Below are 15115 nucleotides of genomic sequence, written 5' to 3' on the forward strand. Positions count from 1 at the left end.
TTGGTGTGGAAGCAGCTCTTTCGGCGATTATTGGATATATTACGGTTGCTTTGATGATAGGGGTTTTAGTAAAGAAGGAATTTAAAAAATGCGCACACAGAATCTAAATATGTGCGTATTTTTTGATTATTTTGAGATTATGAGTATAATAAAAATCAGATACATAGAAGAATATTGTGTGTTTGATATTTTGCGAAGCAGGTATATTGATGGATATTCAAAATCAAGTTAAAAATATAATCATTCAACAAGGCGGAATAGCCAAATCGGTTGATTTTGTCGCTGCCGGTATTTCCGCTATTCAAGTAGTATCTTTGTGCAATGTGGGCTTTCTTGAACGTGTTCGTCATGGGTATTACAGTCTTGCCAACCATGATACCGTTTCAGAAGAGCAGATGCTTGCCAAACTTTTTCCAAAGGGAATTGTCTGTGTTGAATCGGCACTCTTTCATTACGGATACTGTGATTTTACTCCTCGTAGATGGTCGATTGCCGTTCCTCGCTCTATGTCACGAACAAAGCTCGGAGACAACATTCTTCGCTTGCAAGTATATTATGTTCAGCAGGACATTTATGAGCTTGGCAAAATATATGATACTTTTAACGGAGTAATGCTGGCAGTATATGACCGTGAACGAACGCTCTGTGACTGCTTCAAATATCGCGCAAGGCTTGATACGGAGACTTTTAACAAAGCACTCAATGCATATGCAAATGATCCGGGAAAAAATCTGCAGAATCTTTCGATATACGCAAAGAGCTTGCATGTGTATAAAAAAGTGACAGAATTAATGGAGGTGTTGCTGAATGGCTGATATTTCCACATCTGTGCTCGCACGACTCAAAAATAAAGCAGCTGAAAGCGGTAGAAGCTATCAGCTCTGCCTGCAACTCTTCTGTCAGGAGGAGTTTCTGCGCAGACTGGAAAAGTCCAAATATGCAGAAAACCTTGTATTAAAAGGTGGTCTGTTCATCTATTCCCTCACGGAATTTGATAGCCGCGTTACCGTTGATGTTGATTTCTTGCTCAGGAGGATACCAAACACACCGGAACAACTCAAGGCCATATTGGAAGAAATCATAGTGACAGACACCGGCAACGATTTCATTACCTTTGAAATCAAGAATGTGGCTCCCATTGCGGTGGCAAAGAAATATGCCGGAATCGGTGCTTCCCTTGTGGCGAAGATCAAGAATACGAAAACTCCTTTTAGTATAGACTTCGGTGTCGGTGATGTAATCGTTCCGAAGCAGGAAAAGAGAAAGATACCGACGCAACTTGACGATTTTAACGCCCCAATGGTCAACACATATTCTTTGGAAACCACGATTGCTGAAAAACTTGACGCTATCCTTTCTCTGATGGAATTCTCCAGCCGGATGAAGGACTATTATGATCTTTATTACCTCGCAAATAAGTTTGATTTCGATGGCGCAACGCTGACGAAAGCACTGAATAAGACCTTTAAAAATCGTGAGCATCACTTTACTGTGGAGCAGTTCGAGCAGATTATGACCTTCGGTAGAGACGACACTATGCAGAAAAAGTGGAAAGCCTTCTGTCGAAAGATTGATACAAAGACCGATGATTTTATTACGGTGCTGAAAACGATAAGAAAATTCTTGTCAGAGCCATACAATGCAGCCGTAGAGAATAAAGAATTTGTTGAAACTTGGACTGCTTCCAACGGAAAGTGGAATTCAAACTGACTTTTCGGGAATAGGAAAATGGGTGTTTACCCTTTTCTTTAGCGCAATGTATAAGGTGGTTGAATATAGCCGTTTTATTCTTCAAAGCTTCCGGCCATATACTTGCGTCCCCAGTCCCGCATGGAATGGATAATGTCTGTAAGGGTTTTTCCTCTTTCCGTAAGGGAATATTCGGTTTTGGGCGGAACCACAGGGTAGACTTTCCTATGGATTATTCCGTCATGTTCTAATTCCTTAAGCTGCTGTGTCAACATTTTGGCGGTGGCTTGAGGAATATATTTTTGTAGCTCATGATATCGCAAGGTTCCATCGTGGATGAGATGGCAGAGGATAATCATTTTGTATTTTCCGCCGATCTGAGAGAGCGTTGCCTCTACAGGACAATGAAACAATTTTTCTGAATTTGAAATTTTTTTGTCATTTTTTTGCTCCAAATTCTTCCGGAAATTCACAGAAAAAGTCAATAAAATCAAGACTGTATTGTGGTTTCCCAAAAGTAAGTATATTACTGAAAAGTGAGTATATCACTAAAAAGTGCGTTCTTGCTGAAAATATACTAACTGTTTAGGATGACATAATCAAGTTGGTAAGAAAAAATGATATCCAACAGAGATGAACGCATAGAACAGAACAAAATATAGTAGGAAGAAAAGAGGGAAAAATCATGGATTTTATAACACTGGCAAAGAGTCGTTACTCTGTTCGTAATTATAGCGAGAGGCAGATAGAAAAAGATAAGCTGGATAAGATTTTAGAGGCGGCGCATATCGCACCCAGTGCCAGAAACAAGCAGTCTGCCAGAATTTATGTTGTGCAAAGTACGGAAGGAATTGAAAAGCTTCGTTCTCTTACCAGATGTGCGTACAATGCGCCAACGATTCTGATGATTGGCTATGAGGAGTCCGAGCAATATCGGAATGAAATGGAAGAGGGAATTCTTTCCGGTCAGCAGGATGCCTCTATTGTGGCATCTCATATGATGCTTGAGGCGGCAGAGCTGGGACTTGGTTCTGTATGGGTGGATGGGTTCCCTAATACCGAGACGGCAGAAGTGTTTCATTTGCCAAAGTCTGTAAAGCTGGTATGTCTGATGCCTGTAGGCTATGCGGCGGATGACGCAAAGCCGGCACCGATGCACGAGAAGTATAGACCGATTGAAGAAATGGTGAAGATACTATAGAGAAGAACTCCGGCAGAAGGCTTTTGTATGAAAATGGAGTGATTTTTAGACATCCGGAAAATAATCTGAAAATATCTTAAACAAAACAAGACTTTATGTGGCGACAAATCTAAAATGATACTTTAGATTTGTCGCTTTACTTTTACTGTGATGGCGACTATAATTAAGTCAAACTTTAGATTAGTCGGAGGATAGGCATGGCATATATTCAAAGAGCTATTTCGGATATTTTAAAAAGCAGGGTAAAAAACAGCAAATGTACATTGATTGTAGGGGCAAGACAGGTGGGAAAATCCACACTGGTAAAGCGGGAATTCCCTGAATTTAACCGAAGCAATTTTGATGATCGCTTAACCAGAGTGCAGGCCAAAGAGGAACCTAAGCTTTTCTTTTTGAACAACCCCTGTCCTTTGTTTATTGATGAAGTACAGAAGGAATCCTCCATTTTGGAAGAGATTAAATTAAAGGTGGATGATTCTGATGAAAGAGGACAATTTATCCTTTCCGGTTCTCAAAAACTGGAATTGATGAAGGGAGTAAGCGAATCTTTGGCAGGGAGAGTATCGGTCTATGAGTTATCCGGTTTATCCTTGCGGGAGCTTCATCAAATCCGTTTCAACCGTCCTTTTGTTCCCAAAGAAGAGTATATCAAAGAGCGGGAGAAGGAATTGAAAGACTATGACAATATTTGGGAAATCATTCATCGAGGTTCTTATCCGGAGCTTTATGATATAGAGAGGGACTGGCAGGAATTTTATTCCTCCTATGTTGCCACTTATTTGGAAAGAGATATCCATGAACTGATTGCTGCGGATAGTATTACATTTACAAAATTCCTGACGGCGGTTGCGGCAAGAACGGGGGAGATGCTGAATTATAAAAACATTGCGGGAGATGTTGGCGTAAGTGAACCGACTATAAAAAACTGGATTTCTATTCTGGAAAGAACGGGAATCGTCTTTCTTTTACAGGCTTACAGTGCAGGTGCTTTAAACAGAGCAATCAAAACGCCGAAGCTTTATTTTCGGGATACGGGCCTTGCTTGTTATTTGACCAGATGGTTAACTGCGGATGCTTTGAAAAATTCAGCAGTTGCCGGAAACATCTTTGAAACTTTTGTGGTGTCGGAAATTTTAAAATCCTATTCTAATGCAGGGAAAGACTACCGTTTTAATATCTTCTACTATAGAGGAAAGGATAAGAATACTTTCGGTGAAAATGAAATCGACTTAATCATTGAAGAGGATGGAATCTTGTATCCGGTGGAAATAAAAATGTCGGGCAATCCTAAGGCTTCCATGGGAGCTACAAATCAAGTACTGGATAAGATTCCGGATAGAAAAAGAGGTATGGGAATCATCCTATGCCTTATTGATAAAAAGACCTATCTCAGAGAGAATTTATTGGCGTTGCCGATTGCTTATGTCTAGTGTAGAGATTATTACAAGTGTCTCTTCTACTTTAGGGAACTTTTTACGAATAAGAAATACATAAAAGTTCCCTAAAGTAGACGCCGGAAGAGTAAATTCAGTGTGCTCCCCTCTACGCCGTAATCGATTGTTCGGCGTTCCACATGGCAGTATATTTACCGCCCAATGCCAAAAGTTTTTCATGGGTTCCGGACTCCACCACTTTTCCACCGGACAGCACGAGAATCTGATCCGCGTTTTTTATAATAGACAAGGTGTGCGCAATCATTACAACGGTCTTGTTTTCTTGCAGAAGACTTACAATTGCCTGTTTTACAGCGAATTCATTCTCAATGTCCAAAGAGGCGGTTGCCTCATCAAGAAGCAGAATCGGACTGTTTTTCAAAATGGCCCGGGCAATAGAAAGCCGCTGCCGTTCACCGCCGGAAAGTAGATTTCCATTTTCCCCGACGGGAGTATCATAGTCTTTTTCCATTTTGCGGATGAACGGGTCACAGTTCGCTTTTTGGCAGGCGGTTTCAATTTCTTCATCGGTAGCGGAAGGCTTTGCATGGCGTATATTTTCCCGAACTGTATCATTAAACAGGAAGGTGTCCTGATCCACCATGGAGATGCTATCCAGCACATCTTCCGCATTGATATTTCGGATAGATTGTCCTCCGATGGCAATTTCTCCGCTTTCCGGCTCATAATACTTCGCAATCAGATTCAGAATTGTTGATTTGCCCGAGCCGGAGTCTCCCACGATTGCGGTTAGCTTGCAATCCGGGATGGAGAAGCGCATTTCTTTTAGAACCACTTCTCCCTGCACATAAGAAAAGGATACATCGTGAAAGGAGATGTCGTGCTCTTTGGGAGAAAAAACAGCTTGGCTTTTCGCTTCTTCCTTTTCCGCCAACACGTTTTGAATATTTGCCTTGGATAGCAGAAGATTCCTGTAACTGAACAGATCGACCGAAATCGCAGCGATTAGACGAGCGAAAACCATTGGCATCATGCAAAGAAAGAGGAAAGTGATTGCGGGAATCTTCCCGGACTGCCAAGGGATGAATCCAATCCACATAACAATCGGAACAGTCAGCCAATTGACAATGTTAAAAGCGAAATTAACAGGTATTCCGTGTGCCTCATATTGATAACTGACGGTGCTGAATTTCCGTAGGACATCTGTTGTATTTCTGTTTTTTACACCGCCCATTCCATAGGAACGGAAGGTCCGGATTCCGTCAATGTACTCGACGATTTGTCCTACAGCTTCCGCCGTAACGGAATTCTTCTCCTTGCCGTACTTTTCCACAATTCGAAACGACAGACCCATTTCCGGAATGAGAAGTAGAAGAGAAAACAGCAGGAGGATTGCGGCCGGAAAATAGAGAACACAGATCAAAGCAAGTACGATTACGGACAGAACCCCGTTTTTTACAAGGGAGGCAAGTTTGTGCGTCAGAATCTGCTCATAACTGTTTACATCTGCCGTCATGATATGGATATATTGTCCTTCCTGTTTCTCCGTAAAAGAGGATAGCGGAACTCTCCTCAGCTTATCGCCGAGACCGAGACGGATATTTTTAGAAACTTCGGCACCCCCGATTTGGCTCTGTGTATAGCCGGTGCTGTAAATAGCAAGCCGTATCAGAAAGATTACGCCGACGAGGCAGGATATACGGGTGATGCTCCTTATATCGGCAGACCCGTCGTACAGCATTTTCAGTACCGCATAAAGGACAATGTAGTTGCTTCCTGACAGCAGTCCTTCCAGAACAGTCAATAGCAGACCGAGGTAAAACCGGGGATTCTTATGGAAAAGATCTTTGTCTCTCATCTTACGTCTCCTCCTTTCCCATAGCGGATATTTCTTGCCGCTTCATAGCTTTCCCAACTTTTCCGATAGGTTCTGTTTCGTAAAAGCAGTTCATCATGGGTTCCTATGTCGGAAATCGTGTGATTTTCTACTACCAGAACCCTGTCACACATACCGACAACACTAAGCCGATGGGCAATTATAATGACGGTTTTTCCTTCGCAGAGGTTCTTAATCGCCTTGTCAATCTCCATCTGATTTTCCGGATCCGCGGCACTTGTCGCTTCATCTAAAATCAGGATCGGTGCATTTTTTAAAATGGCCCTAGCGATGGCGATTCGTTGTTTTTCTCCACCCGAAAAGCGGGAACCATAACTTCCGACCTTTGTATCATATCCATCCGGAAGGGACATAATGAAATCATCAATCTGTGCTTTTCTTGCAGCTTCCCGCACCTCCGTAAGAGATGCGTGCCTCCCCATACGGATATTATCAAAGACAGAGTCACGGGTCAGAAAAGTCTTCTGAAAGACAAGAGAGATATGCTGAAGGAGCGTTTCATAGCGAATGCTTTTAACATTTTTCCCTCCGATCAAAACCTCTCCCTCGTCCACATCATGGAAACGGGCAATCAGTGCGGCAACTGTACTTTTCCCTGCTCCGGATGCGCCCACAACGGCAATCGTCTCGCCATCCCGGATGGACAGGTTGGCATTTTCCAGCACGTTTATTTTCCCGTCATAGGAAAAACGTACGTTTTTTAACCTGATATCATGGCTTTCGGGGAAATCGTCTCCCCCTTCAAAGGTAGGAAGCGCCAGTATTTCTTTGACTTTGCTCATGCCGCTAAATGCCTGTGCAAAATTCCCGGAAAGCTGTTGAAGCGGAAGCAGTTCCGTTAAATACAAGGATCCGATGTAGGAAAAGAGGAGAAATACACTTGCCGGGATAGAACCATGCAGGAAAAGTCTCCCGCCAAGAGGAACAAGGAGTAAAAGTCCGGACTCCAGAAGCAGGATAAACACGGCATATAGGGGAGCAGTCTTTTTCGCGATTTTATTCCATGCTCTGTTTTCGTCGAGAATGGCTTCTCTGAACTTCTTAAAGGATTTGCTGCCCATTCGGTATGCTTTAATGAGACGCATACCGCGGACATATTCGACCATGACGGAATTGAAGTCGGCGAGAGAAGCGTTGGTCTCCGGTAATAGGGCAGACATTTTTTGAAACACCGCCATCATTACCGGGATATCCAAAAAGAGAGGAATCAGGGAAATCAGTGCCAGCGGGATGTTCACGGTCATGAGGTACATAAAAATCACGACAGGACCGGTGAGATAACTGACAAGCTCCGGAATGTTATGGGCAAGACATAACTCCAGCTTCTCAATGTTCTCATTCAAGACCGTTTTGATTTCGCCTGTGCTCCGTTCGCTAACGTATCCGAGCGGCACTTTCGCGAGCTTTTCTATAATCATGCAGCGCACGCGAAACAGCGCATTGTACGCCCCTTTATGCGAGAGCACGCCGGACAGCCCCAAGAGAACCATGCGGAAAACAGTCGTGACACTTACGAGAACAATACAGTCCGTCAATCCGTTCCTTGTCAGCGTTCCGAGGAGGACGGCGTCCATCAGGTGATAAATACCGACATACGGTCCGATTACAAACAGTCCGCTCAAGAAGGCACAGAAAACGGAGGCAAATAAGTACCATTTGTCGCTGCCTGCCCATGTAAGAAGTAATTTTATCGGCTTTTCCCGGTTCTTATGCAAAGCAATTCCCTCCCTTATTTCCACTCTTCTTTTCCTCCAAGGCGGAAAAGAACAACTGCCTTATTTCTTCCTTATTCTTTGCACGGCATTGTAAATCGTAGTGTATTTTCCCATCGGAAAAAACAAGCATACGGCTACAAGTTCTGCAAAAAAATTCATAATCATGCGTCACAACAAATAGGATTTTCCCCTGTTCGGAGAGCTTACGGACAATTTTCGCAACCCTTTCCATGCTTTCATAATCGAGCCCGCTGGTAGGTTCGTCAAAGACAATCAACTCTTTTTTACAGATCTGTCCCACAGCGACGGCCAGTCTTTGCTTTTGTCCGCCGGAAAGGGTACCGGGATGCCGTTCGCTAAATGGGGTCAGTTCCAGCGCAGCCATCGTTTCTGCGACTAAATCGGCATCCGGGTTCTTTATTCCAAAGGAGCATTCGGCCTTTACGCTTTCTGCAAAAAGCTCATAATTCACATCCTGCATGACCATATAGGAGATTTTTTGCCGCGTCTTTTTTGAGAGGATTCTACCATCCCGGAGAAACTCCCCTTTTATTTCTTCATGTAATCCGCAAAGAGCCCGTGAAAATGTTGTTTTTCCTGCGCCGTTTTTCCCGACAAGGGCAATGACCTCACCTTGTGAAAACTTTTCGTTGATATTTTCCAGCACGTTTTTTTTCTTGTAGAAAAGAGAAACCTTCTTCAGCTCCAGCCTTGTTTCTTGCGCTTTCTCTGCGGTGATTAAGGGTAGCTCTTTTCGTAAGTCCGTCGTTCGAAGACCCATACTTCGGCGTTCTTCGTCTGAAAGGGTCAGGAACTCTTTCGCTGAGCAATCCTTTTTTATTCTCCCCTCATTCAGAACAATAATCCGGTCAGCGATATCCATGAGATAATATAGCCTGTGCTCGACTATTAAAATGGTCTTTCCCTGAGACTTCAGCATTTTAAGATGAGAACGTAAAGAAGCGACCGATTCCATATCCAGATTGGAGGACGGTTCATCCAAGAGGTACACAGAGGGATTCATGGCATATACGGAGGCAAAAGCAATCTGCTGCTTTTCTCCCCCTGAAAGGGAGAAAATATTTCTTCCGCGCAGATTTTCAATTTTCAGGTCTTTTGCTGCGGTCTCCACTTTTTCTACAATCCGTTCTCTTGGGAATGCCCGGTTTTCCAAACCGAAAGCAATCTCACTGTCTGTGTCTACATTAAAAAACTGCGTCCTGGGATTCTGAAATACCGAGCCGACAAGAGATGCCGTTTCATACAGGGGCATTTCCGATACGTTTCGCCCGTCAAGCAGAACTTCCCCACGAAGCTTCCCGGGATAAAAATGCGGAACAAGTCCATTTACGAGGCGTGTTATCGTGGTCTTTCCGCATCCGCTTTTTCCGGTGAGAAGGACGCATTCTCCGTCATGCACCGTCAAATGGATGTCCTGCAAATCCTCCGTTCTCTGTCCGGCTTCCTGCTCCCCGTGCGAGTCATACGAAAAAGATACATGCTGAAACGTAATCATAGGCTACACCATCCTTTCCCGGATAAAACCCAAAATAAGGATGAGTACTGCAAGAACTATGGCAACGAGGTCCCTCCCCCGGAACTGTATCGCAAGAAGGCAGGTACGGGGCTTTGGATTTTCTATCCCGCGTGTTACTGCGGCACAAGAGAGTTCTTCCGCTGTATTGGAAGCCGTCATCAATAAAGGAACATAAAGGCATTCCACCGTCATGGCCGGGTTTTTAAGCAATCCGAATAAGGATGGCGTTACATCTCTAAGCCGCATAGCGTCTTTGATATACCCCCAGTCTTCACGAACTGTGGGAATATAGCGAAGCATGACCGCGAGCGGAATAAGCACTTTCTTCGGTATATGTGCTTTGTTCATCGCAGTCAGGAACTCGTTCACCTTCGTTGTGGAAAGAATAATGCTCGAAAGGAAAGCACAGGGGTAGACCGTATAAAATAAGCCGAGCCAGGAGGTGAACACGGTGTAAAGTACCCCTTTTTCAAGCGATCGAATCCATAGCGTTAAGATATAGAAAGCGCCATAAAATGCCATGCAGAAAAGCGATCTGCGTACTTTCCCGCTTGCACAGCCGAATACGGTAATCGCAAAAACAAGCGCGCTCTCATACAGGAGAGAAGAGGCAATCGTCGCTGAAATCACGCATAGAATCAGCAGAACGATTTTTGTGCGGGGATCAAATTGCAGGCCGAATCGGTTTCCTGTATATGCACTCCGATTCATGCCGTGATTCCCGCTTTTGCAAAGTGTTTCTTTAACAGTTTGCTGCCAACAAGGCCGCTGAGAAGAGCGACGAAAACCGTGCCTGCCAGCATGGTCAGGAAAACCCGGTGGTTGACTGCGGATGTCATTGTGTCTAGATACTCTTTAGGTGTGCCTTTCTCCAACATCCGACTTACCCAGACCTTGGGATTTAAGAAATAGGCAATATAAGAACCGGTTCCGCCGAGACAGAAAACAATATAGGATAGAATGTTGATTCTTATACTTTTATATCGTGCGGTCCATGCCAGAAGATCCGCTGCTGCGCTTCCGACCAGATATCCGATGGTCATGCCGATATGCATGCCGGTCGCATAGCAGAAAATTGCCATCAAGAGTCCTGCGATAAAGATTGGCCCGGTTTTTGGCACTTTTGCAATCAGTAAAAGATATACCGGTCCGGCAAGAAGCGATGCGCCCACCGGAAAATAAAAGGTCAAAGCCGGGAACATGGCAAAGGGGCCTCCGCTCAAGGAGATACATACAAAAATGATGGCAGAAAAAATGCCGACCGTAATGAGGTCCTTGATTGTAAGGTTCTGTTTCTTGATCTTTCTTTTGCTTGTCATAAGAGATGCCTTCCCTTTAACCATACATATTGAAATGAAAGAGATGCTGTGGTAATACATTGTTAGATGTCGCTAATCGCAAAAACAGTATAAAAAATCAGGAGAAGCGAAACAATACAGTCGAGCATTGTTTGCCTGAACTGTACGAAATGATGTCCGATATGTATGATTTTGAGGGGATTCTATGGAAGTCAACGAATTTTACAGAGAATGGCTTACCCGCAGCGGTTTTGTTGAATGTGAATCTACACAGAACTTTAGCCCTGCCGGAAAATTGTATCTCGCGCCAAAGGAGCTGGCTTGTGGATATTACTGGGTCTACGGAGAAAAGGATTTGTTTGATATTAAAATCCATGATTTCTATTTTTTTGAGGATCACTTTATTTCTCTTACTACGCCGGAGTGTTTGAGCATTACTTACTATGATTCCGTGTCCGGGGAGGAGTTGACCCCTTACCGCCGTTTAACTGCGGGATGTGTAAAAACCTTTCATGGAGGGCATGCGCTTTATCAATCCATTATGCACAAGAATATTCCGATTCGTTCCGTGGGAATTGAGGTATTTCCCGCATATTATGAAAAATATCTGAGAGAAAGCTATCCGGATGACTACCTTCCTCCCAATGAGGCGTTCCGTCGCATCGGGCAGACGCTCGACTTCCCGGAGATGTCCCGACTTTTACGTCAAGTTTGGGAGTATAATGGAGAAGGCATACCGGCAAAGTTATTCTATGAAGCCAAGGTCGCTGAAGCGGTTTCGCTTGTTTATGAACACGGAAAGCATAGTCAGAATATTTTATCTGCAAAAATATCCAAGCAGGACAGGGATGCCTTGTGTAACGTTACCTCCTATATCCATGACCATTTTAACTCGGCGCTTCCGCTGGATACGCTTGCGCGAATCGCCTGTATGGGTACAACAAAGTTGAAGACCTCTTTTAAGCATGTCTATCAACGCACCATTTCGGAGTACATCCAAGAGCGACGTATGAGCCATGCGGAAATGCTTTTGAGCTCCACAGACCTTACAGTTGACCAGGTAGCTTCAGCTGTCGGGTATTCCAATGCCGGAAGATTTGCGGCAAACTTTAAAAACAATACAGGACTCTTTCCGTCGGAATATCGTAAAATGGCACGTAGGAAATAAGGACAATATTTTCTATTTATACAATTTTTGCTATCCTAAAGCTTGCAAACGTTATGTTTTCAGATTACCTAAACCGGCTAAACGAGGAGATATATGAAAAAAATCAGTAAAAGCATAAAAATATGTATCGCTCTGGGCATCTTATTCGGGCTTATTCTTCTTTTTATTAAGCTACGGTTTCAACTTAGTGAAGAAGAAACCATGCGAATTTACATTTATTTGTCGATAGCATTAATCATCATCAGCGCTATCATAAACCTGTCCTATAATTTATTTTATGGAAGGAAAATGAACGCCCTAATGCCCTTACTCGGTGAAGCAAAGTATGATGAATATTTGGACAAGATAACAGCGATTCGAGATAAGGTAAAATCCAAGCATCTTAGGGCTATTGCGGAGCTGAATCGTACTGCGGCGTTAACAGGGAAAAAAGAATATGCTACGGCAGTGGAAATTCTGAAGGAATTGGAGCCGAGGGTAAAGAAAATGCCTTCTGTAGAGATGGTGAGAAGGTTGAATCTATGCCTGAACTATTTTTATTTAAAGGACTACGAGGAAGCGGAGGCTCTTTATCAAGATAGTGAAGCTCTTTTTGGAAAATACAAAGAAAATGTGTTCTATAAAAAGAACTTTACCATCCTGGATTTGTTTATGGATCTATGCTGCTATGGAAAAAAGGAGGGAGTGGCAGAACGGATTCAGGAAGCGAGAAGGATGTATCCGGAAAAGCAATTGCAAGAAGATTTTGAGTATTTGGAGGAACTTTTGGAAGAAGGAAAGGAAAATCTGCAGGAAGACACCAAAAGTGATGTATAGTATAGGGGAAAAGGAGGTGCAAAAAGCAGTATGATACAGTTTATACAAGGGGAAATTTTGAGAATGGACTGGCTAAGCCGACTGTTTCGGGATGCTTTGGAACACATAGGGATTGCTACGGAAAGTCGCATCGGAGGAAGTCTCCATTTCTTTCTCTATGATTGTGTGAAAATCACGGTGTATCTTTGCGTCTTGATATTTGCCATTTCCTATGTACAGAGCTTCTTTCCGCCGGAAAGGACAAAGCGGATTATGGGGCGTTTTCACGGTGTCTATGCCAATATCATAGCGGCTCTTTTGGGAACGATTACTCCTTTTTGTTCTTGCTCCTCCATTCCGATTTTTATGGGTTTTACGGCGGCCGGCATTCCTCTTGGAGTATCCTTTTCCTTTTTGATATCTTCTCCCATGGTGGATTTGGGAAGCCTTGTATTACTCACCGGTATTTTCGGTCTAAGGATTGCCTCTGTCTATGTGATATTGGGACTCATGCTGGCGGTTCTGGGCGGCTTAGTGATAGAGCATTTGTCCTTGGAAAATGAGATAGAACCCATTCTTTTGCAGCTGAAACCCGTGGAGCAGGCGCTCCCTACCTTATCCCGGAAAGAGCGTCTTTCTTATGCTGCCGAGCAGGTGAAAACGACTTTTCGAAAGGTTTTCCCCTATATCCTTTTAGGGGTAGGTATCGGTTCTTTGATTCACAACTGGATTCCGGAGAACTGGATTATTTCTTTACTTGGGAAAGGAAATCCTGCCGGCGTGATTCTTGCGACTCTGGTGGGAATCCCCATGTATGCGGATATTTTTGGAACGATACCGATTGCGGAATCTCTTCTTTTAAAGGGGGCGGAGCTGGGAACGGTGCTGGCCTTTATGATGGGGGTTACTACTCTTTCTCTTCCCTCTATGATTATGCTTAGGAAGGTCATTAAGCCGAAGCTCTTGGGGGCTTTTATAGGAATATGCATCCTCGGCATTATTCTTATCGGATATATTTTTAATGCATTACAATCCGTTCGCTTACCTTAGAAGTGAAAAAAGACATACTAAAATTAGTGCAAACCATCATTGCAAACACCAAGGGCGAGGGAGAAAAAGCAGGTGAAGATTTTTGGGTAAAAGCCGAAAAGCTATACTATACAGCCCTTATCGGATATATCTTCTACGAAGCACCAAGAGAGGAAAAGAACTTTGCAACGCTCCTTGATATGGTCGATGCTTCGGAAGTAAGGGAAGATGACGAAACATACATGAATCCGATAGACAGACTCTTTGAAGCATTGGAAAAGAAAGATCCTACACACTTTGCAGTGAAGCAATACCGAAAATATAAACTTGCTGCTGGAGTTATAGAATTAAGAAGAACACTTCATCACTATTTGAGTGAAAGATGTTTTGCTTAATTCTTTTTTATTGAAGAATTTGAGTGAAAGGAGGAAGAAAAAGAACGGGAGAGAAAATACAGGCTTCATCAAAACTACCTAAAGCGTAAAGAAAACGGCAAGAAAAAAGAATATGAGGAAAGATATAAGGCGAGGAGAGAGGAGAAAAAACAGGAGAAAATCAAGGTTCTGAAAAGAGTGGGTATACCGGTAAAAGATTTAGATAATTATTTATAGGATTGGTGATATATTGACTAAAAACTGGAAAAGTGATAATTTAATTATCTAAAATAATAAGATTATCAAAATAAAAAATGGGAGGGGAGAGTTATATGTCTTATTGCTCTGATATAACAAAAAATAGAATTTTAGAATGTGCTAAAGGGGAATTTTTAAGCAAAGGATTCGAAAATGCACAGGTAGCTGAAATTGCTAAATTAGCAAAAGTAACTACAGGAGCTATTTATCGTCATTTCAAAAATAAGGAAGCATTATTTTTTGCTCTAATTGAAGAGGAATATAATTACACATTAGATGTTGTTTCTGATGTTGAAAAAAGGAGCGAACAAAAAACTATTAGGATAGACTCTGATTTAGTTGATGATGAAGTGATTATAGAAAATTTATTTTTAGAAACAATGCTATTTGTTGATTATATGTATGCACATTTTGATAATTTTAAGTTGATTTTTGCGTGTAGCAAAGGGTCGCAAGTAGAAAACTTTATTGAGGATATAACTGAAAGATATACAGCTAAAAATAGGAAGCTTATTCATTTCAATGCTAAACAGGAGCAAATTAACACAGAAATTAAAGAGTTTGAAGTACATGTCATTACAAAAGGCTATATTACATCTCTATGCGAATGCGTTCTTCATGATATACCGCATGATAATGTTGGCGAATATATTAGAAGCATTGTTGTTTTTCAATATTATGGTTGGCAAGGCTTAATGAAGAAAAACAACAAATAAATTTTTTCAAAGGGTTAGCGATAACTAATTTATCATCTGTTTGT

The 15115-nt window shown here is 42.6% G+C and carries 14 protein-coding genes and 1 pseudogene; 9 read left to right on the forward strand and 6 right to left on the reverse strand.

The window, feature by feature from the left end:
- The first annotated feature begins 209 nt into the window (after positions 1–209).
- Together HMPREF9124_RS01940 and HMPREF9124_RS01945 are read left to right on the forward strand one after the other, a co-directional pair.
- Positions 210–815, forward strand: a complete 606-nt coding sequence (locus HMPREF9124_RS01940) for a type IV toxin-antitoxin system AbiEi family antitoxin domain-containing protein (protein WP_009427962.1) — start codon at positions 210–212, stop codon at positions 813–815.
- Positions 808–1710 (forward strand): nucleotidyl transferase AbiEii/AbiGii toxin family protein, encoded by a 903-nt coding sequence (locus HMPREF9124_RS01945; protein ID WP_009427711.1) that lies wholly within the window; start codon positions 808–810, stop codon positions 1708–1710. Before HMPREF9124_RS01940 ends, HMPREF9124_RS01945 begins: the two co-directional genes overlap by 8 nt.
- Positions 1711–1784: 74 nt before the next feature.
- Here HMPREF9124_RS01945 and HMPREF9124_RS01950 read toward each other — a convergent pair whose 3' ends face one another.
- Positions 1785–2144 (reverse strand): winged helix-turn-helix transcriptional regulator, encoded by a 360-nt coding sequence (locus HMPREF9124_RS01950; RefSeq protein ID WP_083816322.1) that lies wholly within the window; start codon positions 2142–2144, stop codon positions 1785–1787.
- Between the two features lie 230 nt (positions 2145–2374).
- Between HMPREF9124_RS01950 and HMPREF9124_RS01955 the strand changes: the two genes are divergently transcribed.
- Positions 2375–2890, forward strand: coding sequence for a nitroreductase family protein (locus HMPREF9124_RS01955; RefSeq protein WP_009429009.1), 516 nt, complete (start codon positions 2375–2377; stop codon positions 2888–2890).
- Between the two features lie 197 nt (positions 2891–3087).
- Entirely contained in the window at positions 3088–4320 is a 1233-nt protein-coding gene (locus tag HMPREF9124_RS01960) for an ATP-binding protein (RefSeq protein ID WP_009429682.1), read from the forward strand.
- Between the two features lie 112 nt (positions 4321–4432).
- On the opposite strand, the gene HMPREF9124_RS01965 is transcribed toward HMPREF9124_RS01960, so the two are convergent.
- Genes HMPREF9124_RS01965 through HMPREF9124_RS01985 form a run of 5 tightly spaced genes read right to left on the reverse strand, consistent with a single transcriptional unit; the run spans position 4433 to position 10752 of the window.
- Complete coding sequence (locus HMPREF9124_RS01965; protein WP_009428185.1) at positions 4433–6142, reverse strand: ABC transporter ATP-binding protein; 1710 nt, start codon at positions 6140–6142, stop codon at positions 4433–4435.
- A complete protein-coding gene (locus tag HMPREF9124_RS01970; RefSeq protein WP_009428717.1) occupies positions 6139–7896 on the reverse strand; it encodes an ABC transporter ATP-binding protein in 1758 nt (585 codons plus the stop codon). Before HMPREF9124_RS01970 ends, HMPREF9124_RS01965 begins: the two co-directional genes overlap by 4 nt.
- A complete protein-coding gene (locus HMPREF9124_RS01975; RefSeq protein WP_009428385.1) occupies positions 7889–9412 on the reverse strand; it encodes an ABC transporter ATP-binding protein in 1524 nt (507 codons plus the stop codon). Before HMPREF9124_RS01975 ends, HMPREF9124_RS01970 begins: the two co-directional genes overlap by 8 nt.
- Before the next feature lie 3 nt (positions 9413–9415).
- A complete protein-coding gene (locus HMPREF9124_RS01980) occupies positions 9416–10144 on the reverse strand; it encodes an energy-coupling factor transporter transmembrane component T (protein WP_009429189.1) in 729 nt (242 codons plus the stop codon).
- Positions 10141–10752, reverse strand: a complete 612-nt coding sequence (locus HMPREF9124_RS01985; protein ID WP_009428509.1) for an MptD family putative ECF transporter S component — start codon at positions 10750–10752, stop codon at positions 10141–10143. The genes HMPREF9124_RS01980 and HMPREF9124_RS01985 overlap by 4 nt, the downstream gene beginning before the upstream one ends.
- Before the next feature lie 184 nt (positions 10753–10936).
- On the opposite strand from HMPREF9124_RS01985, the gene HMPREF9124_RS01990 reads away from it, so the two are divergent.
- From HMPREF9124_RS01990 to HMPREF9124_RS02010, 5 genes and pseudogenes are all read left to right on the forward strand, one after another.
- Complete coding sequence (locus tag HMPREF9124_RS01990; protein WP_009427846.1) at positions 10937–11899, forward strand: helix-turn-helix domain-containing protein; 963 nt, start codon at positions 10937–10939, stop codon at positions 11897–11899.
- A 93-nt stretch (positions 11900–11992) separates the two neighbouring features.
- Positions 11993–12715 carry a hypothetical protein gene (locus HMPREF9124_RS01995; RefSeq protein ID WP_009429551.1) on the forward strand — a complete coding sequence of 241 codons (723 nt, stop codon included), beginning with the start codon at positions 11993–11995 and terminating at the stop codon, positions 12713–12715.
- 30 nt (positions 12716–12745) lie between these two features.
- Positions 12746–13744, forward strand: a complete 999-nt coding sequence (locus HMPREF9124_RS02000) for a permease (RefSeq protein WP_009428112.1) — start codon at positions 12746–12748, stop codon at positions 13742–13744.
- Positions 13716–14061: pseudogene (locus HMPREF9124_RS02005) on the forward strand (type IV secretory system conjugative DNA transfer family protein); the annotation flags it as partial. The gene HMPREF9124_RS02000 and the pseudogene HMPREF9124_RS02005, both read left to right, overlap by 29 nt.
- A 368-nt stretch (positions 14062–14429) precedes the next feature.
- Positions 14430–15071 (forward strand): TetR/AcrR family transcriptional regulator, encoded by a 642-nt coding sequence (locus HMPREF9124_RS02010; protein ID WP_009427767.1) that lies wholly within the window; start codon positions 14430–14432, stop codon positions 15069–15071.
- Positions 15072–15115 lie beyond the last annotated feature (44 nt).

This window comes from Oribacterium sp. oral taxon 108 str. F0425 (assembly GCF_000214455.1).
GTDB classification, from domain to species: Bacteria; Bacillota; Clostridia; order Lachnospirales; family Lachnospiraceae; genus Oribacterium; species Oribacterium asaccharolyticum.

Coding starts and splice junctions, on each gene's coding strand:
- HMPREF9124_RS01940 (WP_009427962.1), top strand. CDS start 210: ATGGATATTCAAAATCAAGTTAAAAATATAATCATTCAACAAGGCGGA.
- HMPREF9124_RS01945 (WP_009427711.1), top strand. CDS start 808: ATGGCTGATATTTCCACATCTGTGCTCGCACGACTCAAAAATAAAGCA.
- HMPREF9124_RS01955 (WP_009429009.1), top strand. CDS start 2,375: ATGGATTTTATAACACTGGCAAAGAGTCGTTACTCTGTTCGTAATTAT.
- HMPREF9124_RS01960 (WP_009429682.1), top strand. CDS start 3,088: ATGGCATATATTCAAAGAGCTATTTCGGATATTTTAAAAAGCAGGGTA.
- HMPREF9124_RS01965 (WP_009428185.1), bottom strand. CDS start 6,142: ATGAGAGACAAAGATCTTTTCCATAAGAATCCCCGGTTTTACCTCGGT.
- HMPREF9124_RS01975 (WP_009428385.1), bottom strand. CDS start 9,412: ATGATTACGTTTCAGCATGTATCTTTTTCGTATGACTCGCACGGGGAG.
- HMPREF9124_RS01980 (WP_009429189.1), bottom strand. CDS start 10,144: ATGAATCGGAGTGCATATACAGGAAACCGATTCGGCCTGCAATTTGAT.
- HMPREF9124_RS01985 (WP_009428509.1), bottom strand. CDS start 10,752: ATGACAAGCAAAAGAAAGATCAAGAAACAGAACCTTACAATCAAGGAC.
- HMPREF9124_RS01990 (WP_009427846.1), top strand. CDS start 10,937: ATGGAAGTCAACGAATTTTACAGAGAATGGCTTACCCGCAGCGGTTTT.
- HMPREF9124_RS01995 (WP_009429551.1), top strand. CDS start 11,993: ATGAAAAAAATCAGTAAAAGCATAAAAATATGTATCGCTCTGGGCATC.
- HMPREF9124_RS02000 (WP_009428112.1), top strand. CDS start 12,746: ATGATACAGTTTATACAAGGGGAAATTTTGAGAATGGACTGGCTAAGC.
- HMPREF9124_RS02010 (WP_009427767.1), top strand. CDS start 14,430: ATGTCTTATTGCTCTGATATAACAAAAAATAGAATTTTAGAATGTGCT.